The sequence below is a fragment of the Oribacterium sp. HCP28S3_H8 genome (genome assembly GCF_052064775.1).
Taxonomy (GTDB): domain Bacteria; phylum Bacillota; class Clostridia; order Lachnospirales; family Lachnospiraceae; genus Oribacterium.
This window is the reverse complement of sequence record NZ_JBQHUZ010000008.1, coordinates 65,497-84,686: the sequence shown is the minus strand read 5'-3', so window position 1 is coordinate 84,686 and position 19,190 is coordinate 65,497. Positions and strand designations below refer to the sequence as shown.

General features: G+C 48.2%; 15 protein-coding genes. All 15 read right to left on the bottom strand.

Annotated elements, in window-relative coordinates; translation table 11 throughout:
* Positions 1-16: 16 nt before the first annotated feature.
* The 15 genes from ACTNEN_RS10360 to ACTNEN_RS10290 all read right to left on the bottom strand — a co-directional run bounded on the left by ACTNEN_RS10360 (position 17) and on the right by ACTNEN_RS10290 (position 19,182).
* Complete coding sequence (locus ACTNEN_RS10360) at positions 17-1,237, bottom strand: phosphoglycerate kinase (RefSeq protein ID WP_441206307.1); 1,221 nt, start codon at positions 1,235-1,237, stop codon at positions 17-19.
* 146 nt (positions 1,238-1,383) lie between these two features.
* Positions 1,384-2,397 carry a type I glyceraldehyde-3-phosphate dehydrogenase gene (gene gap, locus ACTNEN_RS10355; protein WP_441206306.1) on the bottom strand — a complete coding sequence of 338 codons (1,014 nt, stop codon included), beginning with the start codon at positions 2,395-2,397 and terminating at the stop codon, positions 1,384-1,386.
* A 342-nt stretch (positions 2,398-2,739) separates the two neighbouring features.
* Positions 2,740-3,561 (bottom strand): N-acetylmuramoyl-L-alanine amidase family protein, encoded by an 822-nt coding sequence (locus ACTNEN_RS10350; protein WP_441206304.1) that lies wholly within the window; start codon positions 3,559-3,561, stop codon positions 2,740-2,742.
* A 146-nt stretch (positions 3,562-3,707) separates the two neighbouring features.
* Complete coding sequence (locus ACTNEN_RS10345; RefSeq protein ID WP_441206302.1) at positions 3,708-4,550, bottom strand: undecaprenyl-diphosphate phosphatase; 843 nt, start codon at positions 4,548-4,550, stop codon at positions 3,708-3,710.
* Positions 4,551-4,611: 61 nt separating this feature from the next.
* A complete protein-coding gene (locus tag ACTNEN_RS10340; protein ID WP_441206300.1) occupies positions 4,612-5,295 on the bottom strand; it encodes a uracil-DNA glycosylase in 684 nt (227 codons plus the stop codon).
* 63 nt (positions 5,296-5,358) lie between these two features.
* Positions 5,359-6,555, bottom strand: a complete 1,197-nt coding sequence (locus ACTNEN_RS10335) for an N-acetylmuramoyl-L-alanine amidase family protein (protein ID WP_441206298.1) — start codon at positions 6,553-6,555, stop codon at positions 5,359-5,361.
* 75 nt (positions 6,556-6,630) lie between these two features.
* Positions 6,631-8,514 (bottom strand): sugar phosphate nucleotidyltransferase, encoded by a 1,884-nt coding sequence (locus tag ACTNEN_RS10330; RefSeq protein WP_441206297.1) that lies wholly within the window; start codon positions 8,512-8,514, stop codon positions 6,631-6,633.
* Positions 8,515-8,701: 187 nt separating this feature from the next.
* Positions 8,702-10,828 carry a glutamine synthetase III family protein gene (locus tag ACTNEN_RS10325; RefSeq protein WP_441206296.1) on the bottom strand — a complete coding sequence of 709 codons (2,127 nt, stop codon included), beginning with the start codon at positions 10,826-10,828 and terminating at the stop codon, positions 8,702-8,704.
* Positions 10,829-10,907: 79 nt separating this feature from the next.
* Positions 10,908-12,386, bottom strand: a complete 1,479-nt coding sequence (gene thrC, locus ACTNEN_RS10320; protein ID WP_441206294.1) for a threonine synthase — start codon at positions 12,384-12,386, stop codon at positions 10,908-10,910.
* Between the two features lie 55 nt (positions 12,387-12,441).
* The gene (udk, locus tag ACTNEN_RS10315) at positions 12,442-13,059 is read right to left on the bottom strand and encodes a uridine kinase (protein WP_441206292.1); all 618 of its coding nucleotides are present in this window, start codon (positions 13,057-13,059) and stop codon (positions 12,442-12,444) included.
* A 92-nt stretch (positions 13,060-13,151) separates the two neighbouring features.
* Entirely contained in the window at positions 13,152-13,625 is a 474-nt protein-coding gene (locus tag ACTNEN_RS10310; RefSeq protein WP_441206291.1) for a VanZ family protein, read from the bottom strand.
* The gene (locus ACTNEN_RS10305) at positions 13,622-14,347 is read right to left on the bottom strand and encodes an ABC transporter permease (RefSeq protein ID WP_441206290.1); all 726 of its coding nucleotides are present in this window, start codon (positions 14,345-14,347) and stop codon (positions 13,622-13,624) included. Before ACTNEN_RS10305 ends, ACTNEN_RS10310 begins: the two co-directional genes overlap by 4 nt.
* Positions 14,325-15,290 (bottom strand): ABC transporter ATP-binding protein, encoded by a 966-nt coding sequence (locus tag ACTNEN_RS10300; protein WP_441206289.1) that lies wholly within the window; start codon positions 15,288-15,290, stop codon positions 14,325-14,327. The genes ACTNEN_RS10305 and ACTNEN_RS10300 overlap by 23 nt, the downstream gene beginning before the upstream one ends.
* 17 nt (positions 15,291-15,307) lie before the next feature.
* Complete coding sequence (locus ACTNEN_RS10295) at positions 15,308-17,953, bottom strand: hypothetical protein (protein ID WP_441206288.1); 2,646 nt, start codon at positions 17,951-17,953, stop codon at positions 15,308-15,310.
* Between the two features lie 50 nt (positions 17,954-18,003).
* Entirely contained in the window at positions 18,004-19,182 is a 1,179-nt protein-coding gene (locus ACTNEN_RS10290) for a sensor histidine kinase (RefSeq protein ID WP_441206286.1), read from the bottom strand.
* Positions 19,183-19,190: the final 8 nt, after the last annotated feature.

Sequence of the window (19,190 nt, the reverse complement as noted above, 5' to 3'; positions counted from 1 at the left end):
TAGGTTGTAATCAGAATTACTCTTTGTCATCCACTGCCGCTACACCGGGAAGCTCCTTACCCTCAAGGAACTCAAGAGATGCGCCGCCACCTGTGGAGATGTGTGTCATCTTATCACCATAGCCAAGCTGATTTACTGCTGCCGCAGAATCACCGCCACCGATGATTGTTACAGCATCTGTCTCAGCCAGTGCTTTGGCAACTGCCTTGGTTCCGGCAGCAAGCGTCGGATTTTCAAACACGCCCATAGGTCCGTTCCATACAACCGTTTTGGCATTTTTAGCTGCATCTGCATAAAGAGCCTGTGTCTTAGGTCCGATATCCATACCCATCTTATCTGCAGGGATCTTGTCAATATCTACAACCTCGGTATCAATCGGTGCATCAATCGGATCCGGGAAATGATCGGTAACGACGGCATCTACAGGCAGAAGCAGCTTCTTGCCAAGCTGATCCGCCTTGGCAATCATCTCCTTGCAGTAATCAAGCTTTGTATCATCACAGAGAGACTTGCCAATCTCATGCCCCTGAGCCTTAACAAAGGTAAACGCCATACCACCGCCGATAATCAGCGTATCACACTTCTCGAGCAGATTGGAAATAACATTAAGCTTATCAGCAACCTTGGCTCCGCCAAGAATCGCGACAAATGGACGTACCGGATTTTCCACTGCCTGTCCAAGGAATTTGATTTCCTTCTGCATGAGATATCCTACAACACAGTCTCCCTTGATATACTTGGTAACACCTACCGTGGAACAATGTGCTCTGTGCGCAGAACCAAAGGCATCATTGACATATACATCCGCCAGAGAAGCCAGATCCTTGGAAAACTCATCTCCGTTTTTGGTCTCCTCGGCTCTGTAACGGGTATTCTCCAGCAGTACCACATCACCATCCTGCATAGCAGCGACAGCAGCTCTTGCATTAGGACCTACGACTTCAGGATCGGCTGCAAAAGTAACCTTCTTGCCAAGCAGCTCGGAAAGTCGTACAGCGACCGGAGCAAGCGTTTTGGATGGCTTGTCAGCTTCGGTTTTAATCTTGCCCAGGTGAGAGCAGAGGATTACCTTACCACCATCATTGATCAGCTTTTTAATCGTTGGCAGCGCAGCTACAAGTCTGTTTTCATCTGTGATTTTTCCATCCTTAAGAGGAACATTGAAATCGCATCTTACAAGGACTCTCTTACCCTTGACATTGATATCATCTACTGTTTTTTTATTTAAACCGGCCATTGCGTAATCTCCCTTCTAGCCTGACGGCGGGCAGTTTAAAGAACTGCTCCCGGAAAAAAATACATCTGTTATAGCAAACAAAAAGGTCAGGCCCAAGCAGGCCGGACCTTTTTGTAAAGTCTTATACAGTTGCAATGTTCTTTTGATTATTTCTCAATCAGAGTTCCGAAATACTTGATTGTACGTACCATCTGAGAAGTATAGGAGTTCTCATTGTCATACCATGAAACAACCTGAACCAGAGTGTTGCCATCCGGCATCGGAAGAACCTTGGTCTGTGTCGCATCAAAGATAGAACCTGCAGTAGAATTGATGATATCGGAAGAAACGATTTCATCCGTATTATACTCAAAGGACTCTGTCTCCTCAGCCTTCATCTGTGCGTTAACCTGATCTACAGTAACGGTTCCCTTTACAACGGCATCAAGGATTGTGGTGGATCCTGTAGCGGTCGGAACACGCTGTGCAGCACCGTTAAGCTTGCCAGCAAGCTCCGGAAGTACAAGACCGATTGCCTTTGCAGCACCGGAGGAAGCCGGAGTAATGTTCATAGCGCCGGCTCTGGAACGACGAAGGTTGCCCTTTCTCTGCGGTCCATCAAGGATCATCTGATCACCGGTATAAGCGTGAACGGTTGTCATAAATCCGGAAATAACCGGAGCCAGGTCGTTAAGTCCCTTAGCCATAGGTGCAAGACAGTTGGTGGTGCAGGATGCAGCGGAAATGATCTGATCATCCTTTGTCAGTGTCTCGTGGTTTACATTATATACAATAGTCTTTAAATCATTGCCTGCCGGAGCGGAAATAACAACATGCTTAGCACCAGCATTGATGTGTGCCATTGCCTTGTCCTTGGATGTATAGAAGCCTGTGCACTCAAGAACTACATCAATATCAAGCTCCTTCCAAGGAAGATTTGCAGCATCCTTCTCCTTGTAAATTGTGATCTTCTTTCCATTTACTGTGATGGAATCCTCACCAGCTTCAACGGTTCCGTTGTATCTGCCATGAGTTGTATCATACTTAAGGAGATATGCAAGCATCTCCGGGCTTGTCAGATCGTTAATGGCAACAACCTCGTATCCCTCAGCGTCAAACATCTGACGGAAAGCAAGACGGCCGATACGTCCAAAACCATTAATAGCAACTCTTACTGCCATAGTAAAATCCTCCTGCTTGTGATAGCGTAAATAGTTTTTTCTATTTAGTACGGTTATATTCTATTCCATGGAATGTCTTTTTGCAAGTACAACCGCAGAAATTTTGTTAAAGATTTCACGTTAATTTTCATACAATCTTTTAGCCTAAGTTTCTGTCGGCTGCCAGACTGTGCTTTCACTCTCCCGATTTCATCAAAAAGAAAAAAGAACTGTCGCAGGAGCACTTGTTTCGTGCCAGCGACAGTTCTCTTAAAATCTATATCATCGCATACTTCTTCTATCTTTAATATAAAGCTCTTAGCATAAAACCTTTATCGTGGGACCTTTATCCCGAGGCTTCTGTCATTTTGTAAAGCCATAATAGGTATTTATGCCCTTCACAAGCCCATCCGCAAGCTTATCCAAGGTTGCTTCCGAGTGACTGGATGCCTTATCTCCAAGCTCTATATCCACAGAAGGAATCGTAGAGTAGGATGTCTGGGTCAGGTCCATGTCCATGGAGCCCCCGGAAAAAATCGCTACTCCCTCAGCCTTTAAGCCGGAAATCAGGCTCTCTCCCAACTTCTCGTGCTTTTTCCAGTAGCTTGCCACCGGTTCCATATTTTTAAGCCCATCCGGAGTAGACATATAAAATGCGCCCTTATCCTTATTAGTAGAGTCCCAGTGCAGCGCAATATGGCAGTCTGCTTTATTGTTTGCAATGACTGTTCTTGCAATGTTGTCAAGCTGCACATCCGAGTCTGTCCGGATCATCAGCACATTATATCCATCTTTAAGGAGTTTCCGCCCGAGGATGTGCGCCATCTCCAGCGTAACCGTCGCCTCCGGTGTCCCATCTGCAAACGTCATCCCAGAGGATACTGCGGTTGCCTTGATGGCACCTGCCGCAGTAGAACCACCCGTCACCTTGCGTGTCCCATCCGGATGGCACAAGGTCTTAACTGACTCGCCGCCCTTGGTGCCGTGTCCTGCATTGACCGCAACCGTAATATCCTTAGACTTTGACGCATCCGTGGTATACAGTACGGCTTTACCGGTATTTATTTTAGAATTTTCCGCATATTTCCAGTCCAGATTTAAACCAATACTGGTAGCAGCAAAAGCCTGCGTGCTCATCCCGAGCGCAAGTACACATGCTGCAACAAACAGACGTAACTTTTTCATTGGAACTCCCTTTTTTGCTACTCATTTAGGATACATTCTTGTATCCTTATCGTAAAAGAAGTCTAGCGCAATTTAAAGGGGCATGCAACCGACATCTGATTACATACCCCTTAAGACTTTCTTACACCGTGAAAGCTTTTGAAACCTTATCGCACAAGTGCAGATACGATGTACCAGATCAGTACAATACCGCCTAGTACAATCCGGTAATATCCAAATATTGCAAAGGAATGCTTCCGGATATACCGCATCAGAAAATTAATGCAGTATACGCTCACAAGAAATGCCACTACCATACCCAGTATCATATAAAACCACTGGGACCCGGAGAAGCCAAGTCCATGCTTTACAAGCTTAAGCAGACTTGCGCCAAACATGACCGGAACGCTCAGGAAAAAAGAAAATTCCGCAGCCGGTGTACGTGCAACGCCTACAAGCATTGCTCCGAGAATTGTCGCACCGGAACGGGATGTACCGGGAATCATTGCAAGACACTGAAATAAACCAATATACACTGCCGTACGCAGATCCATCTCCCGCAGCGTATTGATCCGGAACTCTGTATGCTCGTTGCGGCGCTCAATCCAGATAAAAAACACGCCGTAGAGGATAAGCATCAGTGCAACCACAAATCCGTTATAGAGGTACGTATTTAAAAGATCATCCAGCAAAAAGCCAATGACAGCTGCCGGAAGGCATGCAGCAATAATCATGATCCAGAGGCTGACTCTGGAGGGGATCAGTCCGGTTTTTCCTGTGCGTCGATTTCTGCCAAACGGCCAGAGCTGATAAAAAAAGCGCAGCACCACAGCCATGATAGCACCAAGCTGGATCACCACCTCAAAAACCTCGTAAAAGTCATCCGGTTGCTGCAGCTTGATAATATCGTTCACAAGAATCATATGTCCGGTCGAGGAAATCGGCAGCCACTCTGTAAAGCCCTCTACCATGCCCAGGACAATGACCTTCAACATTTCAACAAAACTCATACATAAAATCTCCTATTAAAATGATGCATGTACCATAATACCATAGTTTACATCTGCCTGCCTATATATTTTCTATCTGCCAGTCAATAGGTTCTATACCGTTTTTTCGTAAAAATTCATTGGTTTTGGAAAAAGGTTTTGATCCAAAAAAGCCGCGATATGCACTGAGCGGGCTCGGATGCGGAGATTTTAAAATGAGAAATCTGGGATTGGTAAGCATAGGTGCCTTATTCTGAGCCGGTCTCCCCCACAGAATAAATACCATCGGTCGGTCTTGCTCATTAAGTACCCGGATGGCGGCATCCGTAAACTCCTCCCACCCGATCCCACGATGAGAATTGGCTTCATGTGCCCGTACCGTAAGCACTGTGTTAAGCAGCATAACTCCCTGATCTGCCCATTTTTTAAGATACCCGTTATTAGGGATATAGCAGCCAAGGTCCTCATGCAGCTCCTGATAGATATTTTGAAGCGACGGGGGGATATCCACGCCTGGTTTCACGGAAAAGCTGAGTCCATGTGCCTGCCCCGGCTCATGATAAGGATCCTGCCCAAGAATCACAACCTTGACCTTGGCTAATGGTGTAAATGCAAATGCATTAAAAATATCCGCGGGATCCGGATATATTTTCCGTGTCCTGTATTCCTTAAGCACAGTTTCATACAGTTTCCTGTAATAGGGCTTCCCGAACTCCGGCTTCATCGGCTCCAGCCAGTCATTGTCAATCATATTGTTTCCTTTCATAAATAAAGCGGAGTTCCGGGGAACTCCGCTAAACACATGCTCTTTAACACATGGTCTCTATCCTCATGACGGTCCTGTTGTACTGCCGATAGTCAGCGTACCAGAGGAGCTGGTACCGGAAGGTTTTACGGATGAAGACTTGGATTTGTTGGCTTCATACTCTGCATCCAGCTGCGCGTTTACAGAAACCGAGCTTACGCCGGAGGATGTTGTCGGGTTGGTACCGCTCGCACCTGCAGAGCTGCTGCTTGTAGAGCCGCTGTTTGTACCCGAAGACGGTGTTGCTGACGTCGATGTTCCAGGACTCTGCGTACTGCTGCCTGATCCCGGGCCATTGCCGGAAGCACTGGTACTTCCGGACGAGGTGGACTTGGATGCCTCGGCAGATCTTGCGCTGGCATTGGTCGCTGTGATCCCACTCGTATTAGAGGTACATGCGCCGCTTGCATTAAAGCTATAGTTTGTACCATTAATAGACAACGTCGTATTGGCTGTCATCTTGCCATCATTAAGGTAATAGTAGGTGCCGCCGTCATTCAGCCATCCACGTACCATCTTTCCGTTAGATCCGAAATAATACCATACCTTATCAATCTCCGTCCATCCGGTCGACATTTTGCCATTAGATGGATTAAGGTAATACTTATTGTTCTCGGAATCCGTCTTCCATCCGGTCTCCATATTTCCGTTGGTCGCATTGAGATAATAATAGGCATCATCCTGCTTGAACCAACCGGTCACCATGGCACCATCGGTACCGAAATGATACCACTTATTGTCAATCTTAGCCCAGGTATCCATGATAAGAGTGCCATCTCCCGGCTGGAAATAGTACCACTTATTATTGATCTGCCGCCAGCCTGTAGCCATCGCACCGCTGCTCTTTAAATAGTACCAGGATGTGGTATTGCCATTGGTAAGCTTCAGCCACCCGGTCTGCATCACACCATCGGATTTAAGATAATACCATAGATTATCAACCTGCTTCCAGCCGGTGGCCATCAGACCGTTTTCCTTAAAATAATGCCAGTTATTATTGATCTTTTTCCACCCGGTAACCATAAATCCGTCGGAGCCGATATAGTAATATCCGGAGGATGTATGAATCCACTTTCCGGTTATCCTTGTATTTGTTGAATCATCAACGTAGTAATATTTTCCATTCTCCTGTCCCCAGCCGGCAAAAGCTGCAGGAGCGATTGCTGCCACACTCATCGTGAGAATCAGGGAAACTGCACCGATTTTTGTGCCAAGTCTCATCCATTCCACCTCCGAACTCTTATACTCTGCACTCCATAATATCACACCGGGAACCTTATGTCCTGTAAAATCCGTTTAAATTTTTCCGAGCTTTTGTAAGATCTGATAGGAATTCTTAAAATATCGGTACATTTTAAGCGTGTAATCTCCAAAATTCTCCCCAAGAGAAATTTTATAAACGCACCAGAGAGACCAGAGCAATCCGCCCAGTCCCATGTACGCGGTAACAATGGCGAATGCCTCCTGATCACTGAGACCACGCAGCGCAATACCGGGATCTGCCTCTGTCATTGTATCCTGAAAGGATGCCTCCCGGTAAATCCCAATCAGATGCTTTGCCTCATCATAATTCATATAGGAATAAATCGCTGCCATACCAAGATCAATCAGCGGGTCCGCCATACCGCAGTACTCCCAGTCGATCATCTTAAGTCCCTCATCCGTAAAAATAAAATTATCGCTCACGCTATCAATATGGCAGATGGTTCTGGGGCGGGACAGAGTGTCAAGCCAGTTCATAAGCTTTTCCGCCTGCATCCGGATTTCCGGATAATCCTCAAAGGGGATTTCGTGTCCGTCAGCTAGGCACAACGCTTCATATACATTGAGTCTCTCCCGGAGATTAAAATCATGTGAAACCGTAACTCCGGAATTATGCAGCGTTTTCAAAAGGCTCATGCACTGCTGAAGCTCAGCATCCTTGGTAAAATCCGCATTCCTTGCGCCATGATAATAGCGGGAGATTTTATATCCGTTGTCCGGATTAAAATAGATCAGCTCCTCCGTGATACCAAGTGTCCCGACTGCCTTGTAAACATCTCCCTCCTCTTTGCGGCTGATCATCTTTTCCGTACCAGGTCCCGGGATCCGGCAGATATAGGATTTCCCGGCATATTGCGGATTGGGCGCGGAAGCCTGTACAGAAAACAGCCAGGACTTATTGGTCATGCCAGCTTTAAGACACTTGATGTTGACAATATCCGATTCCGGGATCTTAAAGACATCGGAAACCAGCCGCATGGCAGCAGAACCCGAGTTCTCGACATATTTCTCATCAAAGCGCCGGAGCTCCTCAAGATTCTCAAACTCATATACCTGATTTTCCGGCTGACGGTTGATATACATCGGGGGAAGTGTTTTTAAATTACGGATAAGCACATCCTCCCAATAATACTGCTCCGTACCCGGCATCCGGTAATATGACGCAACGAGCGGCAGGAAGCGTTCGGAAAACTCCCTGGTAAAATACACCGGTCCATACATACACCAGGCATCCCGTCCGCCAACAGAAACCTCCTTGATCACGCCGTTTCTGCCAACGCTCATCGCCCACTCCCGGGTATCTCCCGTCATGTAGGTCGCGGCATACCAGCTGTGCGGCTCATACGTATGATACATATTTCTCCGCATCCAGTTATCCGAGGAGAGAATATAACAGTTCTTTCCCTGCAGCACAGGAGCCGCGTGATATAGCGTTGCCAGTGTGTTTTTATCAATATACTCCGGATTATATATGAGCTTTACACCATACTTATCGATCAGATAGTCAAACTTTTCCTTGAGATACCCCACCATCAGCGTGATATCTGTAATCCCGACCTCGTGGAGCTGGCGAATCTGTCTCTCCACCATCCGTTCTCCAAATACCTCCAGAAGTCCCTTTGGCGTTTCATAGGTGAGCGGAACAAAACGGGAGCCAAATCCGGAAGCAAGGATCAGTGCCGCATCCACCCGATGCTCCTCTAAAAGCTTCCGTCCGCGATCGGTCACCGCATAGGATACATTTCTACCGCGGCCGCCATCCAGATTCTCCTCCTCTTTGAGATAGCCTTCCTCCGCACATGCATGAATCAGCTGATTGGTTTTACCGAGCGATACCCCAAGCGCCTCTGATACATCCCGCTGTGTGACATCACGACTTTCCAGAAGCATTCGCAAAATAATGATATATTCATCCATAGTGCCGACCTTTCTGTTCAATAAATCAAAATTATAGATTATTATGAACATAATAGCATGAGAATGCTTCGTTGTAAAGCATTCTCAATGCTCATGCACATAAAAAATCCCCTGCCTAGAACAGACAGGGGAAAATTTCAAAAAATAATAGCAATAAATAATGTGATGCCATGCTTACACCTTACGTTTACGGCTCCGAAACCTCAAAAATGATATCGCCGTAGCTTGGGAACGGCCAGAGGTTTTTATCAATTACCGTCTCAAGTAAATCCGAAGGTGAACGCAGTGCCCGCATATCGGGAACAATCACATCATGATAGAAATGCGCTCTCTGTTCCGCATCCTTAATCCTGATGCCTTCCTCGACATGATCATAGAGGATGGTTCTGGCATCCTTCATATCGCGGAGCAGCTTGGAGGACTTGACCAGAAGCTCGGTCTGCACGGTGACATCCGCTTCGCTGCACGCCTCGCGCACCTTATTGATAGAGTCCGCAAGACGGGTATTGTAATGGATGACCGCCGGGATGATCTGTTTGCCGGTGATATTGATCATCGCACGCGCTTCAATATTGATGACCTTGGCATACTGCTCATACTCAACCTGCGTCCGGCTCTCAAGCTCGGTCCGTGTATAGATGCCAAAGGTTTCAAACAGCTTGACCGCCTTTTCCGTCGTGAGAGATGGAATCGCATCCACCATAGATGGAAGGTTGGGCAGTCCTCTGCGCTTGGCTTCCTCCACCCACTCCGGCGCATAGCCGTTACCATTAAAGATAATGCGCTGATGCTCTGTCAGCAGCTCCTTAATAAGATCATGAACTGCAAGATTAAAGTTCTCCGCCTTTTCCAGCCGGTCTGCCGCTTCCTTAAACTGCTCCGCCACAATCGTATTTAAAATAATGTTGGCACTTGCAATCGAGTCCTGCGAACCGACCATACGAAACTCAAACTTATTGCCGGTAAAAGCAAAGGGAGACGTTCTGTTACGGTCCGTCACGTCAGCGTAAAGGTTTGGCAATGTGTTGACACCGGTATTCAGACTCCGTCCCTGCTTGGAGCTTGTGGCATAGCCCGTGCCGATCAGCTGATCCACCACATCCTGCAGCTGTGTGCCGATAAAGCAGGAAACAATGGCAGGCGGTGCTTCATCCGCGCCAAGACGATGTTCATTTCCAACATCTGCCGCACTTAAACGAAGCAGGTCCGCGTGCTTGTCCACCGCTGCCAGGATGCAGGCAAGTACAAGAAGAAACTGAACATTTTCATGTGGCGTATCCCCCGGATTGGTGAGGTTGATGCCATCATCTGTCGTCAGTGACCAGTTGTTATGCTTACCAGAGCCATTGATTCCCTCAAATGGCTTCTCGTGCAGGAGACATTCAAGACCATGCCGCGGCGCTGTCTTTTTCATGATCTCCATGACGAGCTGATTGTGGTCAACCGCCAGATTTGCCTCATCATATACAGGCGCGAGCTCATGCTGCGCAGGCGCCACCTCATTATGCTCTGTCTTGGCTGTAACCCCCAGTCTCCAGAGCTGAATGTCTACGTCGCGCATGAAGTCCTGGATCCTGTGCCGGATGGCTCCGAAATAATGGTCATCCAGCTCCTGTCCCTTGGCAGGCATAACGCCAAAGAGAGTTCTGCCGGTATAAATCAGATCCTTCCGCTTGAGATATTTCTCCCGGTCAATTAAGAAATACTCCTGCTCTGCTCCAACAAATGGACGTACCCACTTTGTCGTGGTATTGCCAAAAAGATGCAGGATTCTGAGTGCCTGTTCATTGATTGCCTGCATAGAGCGAAGTAAAGGTGTCTTTTTATCCAGTGCCTCACCTGTGTATGAGCAGAATGCCGTCGGGATGCATAAGGTCACGGCATCCCCCTCTCTCCGTAGGAAAGCAGGACTTGTGCAGTCCCATACAGTGTATCCTCTTGCCTCAAAGGTCGCCCGCAGTCCGCCAGACGGAAACGAAGAAGCATCGGTCTCACTTCTTACTAGCTCCTTGCCGGAAAACTCCATCATGACCTTTCCCTCCGCGTCTTGTGCGGAAATAAAGGAATCGTGCTTCTCTGCTGTGATACCAGTCAGCGGCTGGAACCAGTGTGTGTAATGTGTGGCACCACGCTCAATTGCCCACTCCTTCATAGCCTGTGCAACCGAATCGGCAATGGTCGGATCCAGCTCATAGCCCTCGCTGATGGTTTTACGAAGCTTCTTGTAAACCGTCTTGGGCAGACGCTCCCGCATAACCTTATCGCTGAACACGTCTTCCCCAAACAGCTCCGTGATATTAAGAATTTCACTCATGGATTACTCTCCTTTACTATACTCCCCAAGTAAAAGTGAAATGGTTCATGGATCAATATATCTCTTATTAATAAAAAGCTTAGAATAGAAAGTCCCGGATCGTATTTTCCATTTTCGGAATCTCACATATGGTATTATGCCGAATATCTGCAGTCCGGACATCCTGAATTGCTTTTGGTTCAGAAACACCGGAAATCCGACTCAGATCATCAATGACCATAAAGACGTCAGACTTCTCGTCTTTCTGTCCAAGTGCCTCCATGACTGCCGGTGCAAATTTAAACGGACTTGCCGTTGATGCAATAACGGTTTTCCTTGCATCTCCGGTCTCCGCAAGGTAGCGGTCATATACCGTTTTAGCCACTGCTGTATGCGGATCAATCACATATCCCGTACGATCCTTCAGGGTCCGAATCGTGGCAAATACCTGCTCCTCTGTTGCAGAGCCGCCATAGAAGTCCGCAATAAACTGCTTCATCGCATCGGTGATCTGATATTTGCCGGTCGTATATAATGACTGCATGAGATCTCTGCACTCCTCCGCGTTACGTCCTGTTGAGAGATAAATCAGACGCTCCAGATTGGAGGATACCAGGATATCCATGGATGGAGAACTCGTCAGGATAAACTCACGGTTTTTGTCATAGGTACCGGAACCGAAAAAGTCCGTCAGCACACGGTTCTCATTAGAAGCACAGAGGAGTCTCGCAATCGGCACACCCATATGCTTTGCAAAATATGCCGCAAGGATATTACCGAAATTTCCGGTTGGCACGCAGACATTGATCTCCTCACCCTCTGTAATTTCTCCCTGCGCCAACATCTGGCAGTACGCATACACATAGTACACCACCTGCGGCACCAGACGTCCGATATTGATCGAGTTGGCAGAGGAGAGGACACAGCCATGCTCCTTAAGCTCTTTTGCAAAATTCTGATCTCCGAAAATCTGCTTTACGCCGGTCTGCGCATCATCAAAATTTCCGATGATCGCCGCGACATGTGTATTGTCTCCCTGCTGGGTACGCATCTGCAGCTCCTGGAAGCGGGATACTCCGTCTTTAGGATAGAATACAATGATTTCTGTCCCCGGAACATCCTGAAAGCCTGCCATTGCCGCCTTACCGGTATCACCGGATGTTGCTGTCAGGATAACAATCTTATCCTCCACGTGATTTTTTCTCGCGCTGGTAACCATAAGATATGGCAGAATTGAGAGTGCCATATCTTTAAACGCTATGGTTTTACCATGAAAGAGCTCAAGGAAATATGCATTGTCCTTTTTTACGAGCGGTGCAATGGCGGGCGTATCAAATTTGCTATCGTACGCAGAATTAATACAGTGTCTCAGCTCCTCCTCCGTAAAATCCGTGAGGAACTCCTTCATGACCTCATAGGCAAGCTCCTGATAGGAAAGTCCGGAGAGCTCTCTGAGACCCTTGTCAAGCTTTGGAAGCTCCTCCGGCATAAAAAGTCCGCCGTCCCGGGAAAGCCCCTCCAGTATTGCCTGGGAAGCCGTCCGTCCGGTTTCCCCGCCGCGAGTTGAATTATAAAGCATAGCTGTCCTCCATTCCGGGCTCTGCCGCACATAAACTGTACTTCAGAGATCAGATTTACTGCTGATTCAGGAGACTCTGAATCTTGGTTTTCATAAGGTCAAAGGCAACGTCATTCATACCGCTGTTGATGACGATATCCGCCATAGCCTTTGTCGGCTCCACATAAAGATAATGCATTGGCTTTACCGTTGTAAGATACTGCTCCGAGATATCCTCCACATGTCTGCCGCGCTCTTTTACATCCCGGATAATCCGTCGGATAATGCGCTCGTCGGCATCGGCCTCCACATAAATCTTGATATCAAACAGGGACCGAAGCTCCGGATTTTCCAGAACCAGGATCCCCTCCACAATAATGATGCGGGAGGGCTTAAGCTCAATCGTCCGGTCTGTACGGTTATGCTGTGCATAATCATATACCGGGCACTGAATGGTCTCTCCGCGCCGCAGCGCCTTTAAATGCCGGATCAGAAGATCTGTTTCAAACGCATCCGGATGATCATAGTTTTCCTTCATGCGGATCTCAAAAGGCACTCCGTCATTAGACTTGTAATAGTTATCATGATAAATGACGGTTACTTGATCGCCAAACTCCTTTTTGAGGCGGTTGGTAAAGGTAGACTTCCCCGAACCTGACCCTCCGGCAATGCCGATCATGATGCACTCAGCCATTGTTAAACCTCCAGCGCAAAATTACTTTCTTGATTTATTATCTTATGCATTTTCAGAAACATTTAATCATAATCAGATTGGAATTTCAACACTCAGCCCTGATTTCTCAGGTTATTAAGCCGGGTAATGCCATAAAGTACAATTATACCCAGCAATGCTCCTGCACTATCCAGCAGCACATCACTGATCTGTCCTGATCTCCCGGGCACAAAGAGCTGATGAAATTCGTCCGTCATTGCATACACAGAGGCTGCAAGAAATGCCTTACGCCATCTTTGCTTCCGGACGCCAATGCTGTCCGCAGAGAGTCCCGTCAGGATGCCAAGAACAGCATACTCCGACGCGTGTGCGCACTTCCGAACCGGATGATCAATCATTCTCGCAAATGCAAGCTGCTCAAGTAATGGTTTCTTTTCAAAGTCCGGAACAAGGATTTCGCCCACCATCATACCGACATGCAGCGACGTTTCCGTGGACTTTGCCGCAGGCTGCGCGGACATGGTAAAAATGAATCCCATCCAGCATACCGTCAGTAAAAGGCATACTATGCTTTTCCACTGTTTCATTGCTTTCTCTTCCTTCTGCTATGTCTCTCCAAATGAATCCCACGCTCACTCAGCATAATCATAAGCACAGAAAAAAACGCCATTGTGATCAGCATGCCACTGATCAATTTCCCGGTTTCCAGCCCCATGCTATCTCTGAAATAGAGCAGTGCTCCCATCAGACCAAAGCTTACAAAGATCGCTGCGTAGGCCGCGGCGGTTGCAATGGCAGAGCTTCTTGCGAGTGTAGATGACAGAATGCCGATGGACGCCGTATAAATCGCTGTGACAAAATAAATCAGCAGCAGAAGCAGAATCTGCCATACGGTAACACCACCATAGATAAAGACGGTCGCAAGCACCGGTGCCGAGCTCAAAATAATCACTGCCATCGTGCTCATGGCACTCATCAGCTTCCCGAGGATGATATCGGCGGGCGTAAGCTGTGTGGTCAGTAAAATACCAAGCGTCTTTCGTTCCCGTTCACTGGTGACGGAAGATGCCGTAAGAGCGGGCGAGAGCAGAAGAATCATTAGAAATTCGATCCCGGCAATGAGGTAGTAGACTCTCAAAAAGCTGGTATACGCGATCTCCCCTGTATCCTCCGCATTGCTGGAAATTGCATAGAGGCTGATCAATACCAGCAATGTAAGCGCAGCATTGACTGCCGTGATCGAGAACGGCAATGTATAGCTTCGTGCAGAAATCAGCGCTTCCTTTTTATAAACCGGATTCAGCCTCATAGCTCGCAACTCTCCTCTCCTCCATCGCACCGGTAAGCTGCAGAAACAGTGCCTCAAGATTTCCCTTTTCCCGATGGAAGCCCCTTACGGGAATGCCCTCCATCACCAGATCCTCAAGCAATCCTGCCTCCTCCTCCGGATTTCCATCATAGCTAATCAGAAGCTCATGATTACGGATAGATATCGAACGTACCTTAGGATCCTGCTTCAGGATCTGCATCGCCGGTGCAATTCCACCCTCGACAGAAATAATAACAGGATTAGAAGAATTGACCTTTTTCAGTACTTCTGTAAGCTTTCCCTCCATCACCATTTGTCCATGATTTATGATACCAATATCCGTGCAGATTTCCGAGATCTCTGTAAGGATATGGGAGGAGATCAAAATCGTCTTCTCCTCCTCACTGCAAAGCTCCGAGAGAATCTGCCGGACCTCATAACGTGTGCCAGGGTCCAGACCGCTGGTGGGCTCATCAAGGATCAGGATCCGGGGATCATGTATCAATGCCCTGGCAATGGAAAGCTTCTGCTGCATGCCCTGTGACAAGGCATCCACCATCTGTCCTTCCTTACCGCCAAGACCTACCATATCCAAAAGCATCTGGATCCGCCGCTTCATCCTTGCGCCGCTGAGATCATAGCAGGATGCAAAAAACTCCATGTATTCCGACACCCGCATGTCAGGATAGGATCCTGCATAATCCGGCACATACCCCACTCTCCGCTTAAGACGTCTGAGGTTTGCGCCTGCTGTCATATCATCGATCCTCACAGTACCGGCATCCGGCGCAATCAGTCCCAGCATGATCCGAATTGCCGTTGTTTTACCAGCACCATTGGGTCCGACAAATCCATAAAGAGAGCCGTCCGGGATCGTCATGCTGAAATTGTCAAGAGCGAGCACATGCTCGTACTGCTTGACAACATGCTCCATTGTAATCATCCGGTCCTCCTCTCTCCTTATCCCGTGATTCTGATCACCTGATCTGCATCGGATGCCTCCGACATGTCTGATGCTGCAGAGGCTTCTGTCATTCCAGCTATTTCTGCTGTTTCTGACGATTCTAATATTTCCGATGTTTCTGGGATGTCTCCCGATTCTGCTGTTTCCGATGTTCCTGGGATGTCTCCCGATTCTGCTGTTTCCGATGTTCCTGAGCTCTCTCCCGATTCCGCTGTCTCCGATGGATCCGAAGTATCCTCCGGGTCTTCCTGCTCCAGGATTGTCAGGGGATACTCGATTCTTGGCGGCCGGTCGTGCTTTGCTTCCGCAGTGACATACAGCATCGGGAGGTATTCCCTGGTCAGTGATCCGCTGTTGTCGCCTCTTGATACAAACCGCACCTTGAGTACATTTTCCGCATTAAGGTATGGTGTCAGCTGTTCTCCTGACAGGATGCCATCCTTCCCCACATCAATTACATCAAATCCACCCGTGCTGTAATTATAAAAGCTCATGGAACCACGGAACGGGCTCACCTCGGAAACCTGGTTTTCAGCACGTTCGGATACTTCCAGACTTTCCACACGGATCCGGACAATGCTCTCATCCTCTCCGAGATGATAGGTGAGAACTGCCGGCACAGATCCGGATATGGTATTGCTTGCAAGGTCATAATCTCCGGAGTCCGCCTCCGGATTGGTGCTCAAGGCACTGTAGGTATAGAGACCGTCCGCCGTGGTATTGACCGGTAGAGAAGACACCATCATGGTCACTCCATAGGACTCCAGACTCTGATTCTCAAGAAATCCAAGACTATTGTCCCGGACAAAGCCCACCAGCCGTGCCCCGCTGAAGTATCCACTGAGATTATGTCTCAAATAGTAATCCAAAAAGCCTCTGCCCGAGCTTCCGGTCACAAGCGCGGCAATCGCAGCATGATCTCCGACAGCCACATTACGAATTTCAAGAGATGATACGTCAATGGTCTGTCCCGCATCCAGCTTTCCAAGCTTTACAAGCTTTCCATAAATCAATAGTGCGGCATCTGTAAGAGAACTTCCGGTTCCATTATGGATGGTGCCGCTCAGCTTTCCGTCCGTGAGAGAAAGCTCTGCTGTAAAGCTGCCACCGGAATTGGGAATTTTATTATGCAGCTCAAAATACGCCGGGCGAAACGGTCTGGTATTTTTAAGGCTTACCGTTGTATGGTCTCTGCCATAGTCAATGGTCGTACGGGCAAGATCTTCCCGGGTACGAAGCTCTGTGATATCGCCGGTATAATCGGAGCCCTTGAGCACAGGGTATACAAAATACTCCGTCCGGATGTTGATCCCGTAGTTGCTGGCGTATGGAGAACGCAGATTGATAAAATCCGTCTCGTCCACGGAATCTTCGGAAACATCCTCAAGTCTTGCATAAGTAAGAAAGGTTCCGCTGAAGCGTGTATTCATACCAAGCACCCAGATCACGATCGTCGCAAGCAGAGATAACATTACGATCACCGGACGATAATATGCAGCTGCTCCCCGGTTTCTTAAGAAGTACCAGCTGCCCGGTCCGACAAGAAATACATAAAAAACAAGCACCAATGCATACAGTGGAACCGCCGGGAGATTTCGTACATCCGACTGATTCATGAGATTCTGGATATCCCAGTACTGACCGAGGCCCTTTTCCGAAGCAGAAACCGAGAGCTGATTCAGGCGGTTTTGTCCCAGAATCGCTGTAAACAGCTGATCCACATAACCGATGTTCTCTGTTGCAAAACGCTGAATGTCACAGAAGTTATAGCCGCTCACTGCGATGAGTCCTGCACCCTGCGGTACGGTAGAAATGATCGGTATCACATCGGAAAACAGTGCTTCCCGCCCGGAAGCGAGATAAACGGGAGATGCCATCATCGTCACGGATCCGCTGCCCGGCGTACCATTGTTGTACTCCTCGCCCATATTAACCGACATTTCCATCGGATCCAGCGGCTGGCTTAAAAGATCCGAAAAGTATGGTTTTAAAGCATCCTCTCCCAAAGCACCGGTTCCAAGTACCAGGATGCCTCCTCCGTCTACCCATCGCAGGATGACATTCGCCTCATTTTCCCGCATACGACTCATGGTATAGTCGGAGATCAGCAGTACATCCAGCTGGTCCAGCTTCGTTTCATCTGTTGGCAGCGTCTCAGGATCCAGGTTAACCGTCCGGGTCTTGAGCAGTCCTTCATTGATTCCGATTCCATTAAGGTAGGAAAGCTTCTCCTCATGATCAGAGAGCAGTCCAAGGATCAGCTCCGCGTCGGAGCCTGCCACATCCAGCCCGATCCTGCGGCTGCCCAGGAGTTCTCCATCCCGGGTTTCCGCGGTAACAAGGAGCTGGTTGACTCCGGTTCCCAGGGATACCGTCATATTCATATCACTCTCTGACTGACCTTCCACAATACTTTGATACTGATACTCCACGATATTGCTGTCGGACTGCGCCATATAGACATGAATCAGCCCCGAGAAGGTTTCGTCCATCGTATTTTCAATGTGCACGGACAGCGGCAGAAATCTGCCTGCCTTTGCTGTGTTCTGATATCCGTAGGTAACATCCAGATTGATGGTGTCCGCCCATACGGTATGCGTAAAGAGAAGCATAAAAAGAAACAGCAGCATAAAAAATGCCACTGGCTGTTTTTTATCTCCTGTTCTATATCCGATTGTGTTTTCCCTGATATTCACCCTTTGCTTTCCTTATGCTCTGCGCTCTTACCCGCGGGCGTTTCACGATACTCCACCGGAAGCTTCACGGTAAAAACCGTACCTGCGAGACTCGAGGAAACCGAAACCGTACCGTGATGCATCTCCGCAATGTTTTTAACAATAGCAAGCCCCAGTCCCGTACCACCGGTAGAGGATGAGCGGGAATGTTCCACACGGTAAAATTTGTCAAAAATCAGCGGAAGCTCGTTTTCTGGGATAACATAGCCGTAGTTGATAACCCGGACAAGCACCCACTGCGTATCTGCACGGAGACGGACGGTAACCCGTTTTCCCTCTTTTCCGTACTTGATGGCGTTATTGATCAGATTGTCAAACAGCCTTGCCAGCAGATCTCCATCCGCCCGGATCACCTTGGAATCCACATTAGCTGTAAAATCATAGCTCATATGATTTTTTTCAAAATTGGGATAGCTCTCCTCCAGAAGCTGCGCCAGCAGCCGGACGATATCCACATCCGTAATCGTCATATTAAGCTTGCCATAGGAGAGCTTGGTAAAGCCAAACAGCTCCTCAATCAGCTTTTGCAGTCTTTTGGATTTGGAGTAGGCAATTTCCACATATTTCTGACGGGTCTCCGGAGTGAGATTTTCTCTTGTCTTAAGAAGCTCAAGATATCCCAGTATGGAGGTAAGCGGTGTCCGGAGATCATGTGCCACATTGGTAATGAGATCCGTTTTGGACTGCTCGGAGGATCGCTCCCTCTCGATCAGATCCCGGATATCCCGCTCCATACGTGTAATGCTGTCGGCAATGTCCGCGAGCTCTCCATCTCCCTCGATATCCAGCCGGGTACTAAGATCTCCCGCGGAAATCTGCTCCACTGCTCCGGCGATTTTTTCAATATCGCGGGCAGTTTTTCTCTCCATCAGAAACAGTGTAATCGCAAAGATCAGAATTCCAAATAGCACAAACAGCAGGACACTGACCAGCGATCCAAACGCAAAGCGTTCGACGGTCTGCGAGTCATTTCCTGTCTGATACAGATATCCTGAAAATGCCGTCACATTGGTAACCAGCAGGATTTCGAGAATCACCGTGATCACCGTACTGATGCCGATATTCATCAGGAGCTTCAGCATATATCCCCTGCCGGAGGTCCGTCCCACCGGATGTTTATCTGTGTCGTTTTTCATACTGCGGA